The organism is Oleiphilus sp. HI0061, assembly GCF_001635675.1.
The window spans coordinates 1-655 of record NZ_LWFE01000096.1; the positions used below are offsets into that span (position 1 = coordinate 1).

Genomic DNA, 655 nt, shown 5'->3' on the forward strand with positions numbered 1-655 from the left:
ATACTGGGTAGCAAACACAAATCAGATTCTTCACTTAATTTCTCGCCATACCTTAGACGACAATCATCCTTTAGTTCGAGCCTTACCGGATTAGTAAGCACCTCCAAGCTCTCTTGACTTTCTTGGCCTGCCAAGACACTTTCTAAACGAAAATAACGATTTAAGCCCTCCCAAGCAATCTGGTGCGCAGACTCATCTAAACGCCCTCCACATTCAATCGTCACAGTTGGGCAAAGGTATTCGGTGACCTCCATCAGAGCCCCTAAACGTAGGTGAGTCACGATGAGGCGTTTAGTAAACAATTCTGTCAAAGCATCATGCTGAGGATCTTCGTAGATCGCCACCGCAAATGAAGGGCCTGAGCCCGAGGTGTTATGCATATCGATCAAGCTTTCAGGTTTATAGCGCTTTAAAGTCTCTAGAATCTCAGCGGCGAGATAGCCAGGTTCATCATCAAAGGGTTCTTTAAAGCAGCGATTCAGGTCACGCTGACGAGCGAAGACACGATGACTGAATGAAGGCTCCAAGCTAGCCGCTGATACTGAAGCCACAATGCAAACGACATTCACCGCTGGCTTAAGTCCCGACTTCAACCATTTAAATAAGGCAATAAGGCCTGAAGGTTCATTGCCATGCAGTAGCGTTACAAATGCTC

Annotated in this window: 1 protein-coding gene; it reads right to left on the minus strand. The window is 46.6% G+C overall.

Annotated elements, in window-relative coordinates; all coding sequences use genetic code 11:
• Window positions 1–655, minus strand: a 655-nt coding sequence (locus A3735_RS01210; RefSeq protein ID WP_197485572.1) for a succinylglutamate desuccinylase/aspartoacylase family protein, incomplete at both ends; no start/stop codon positions are given.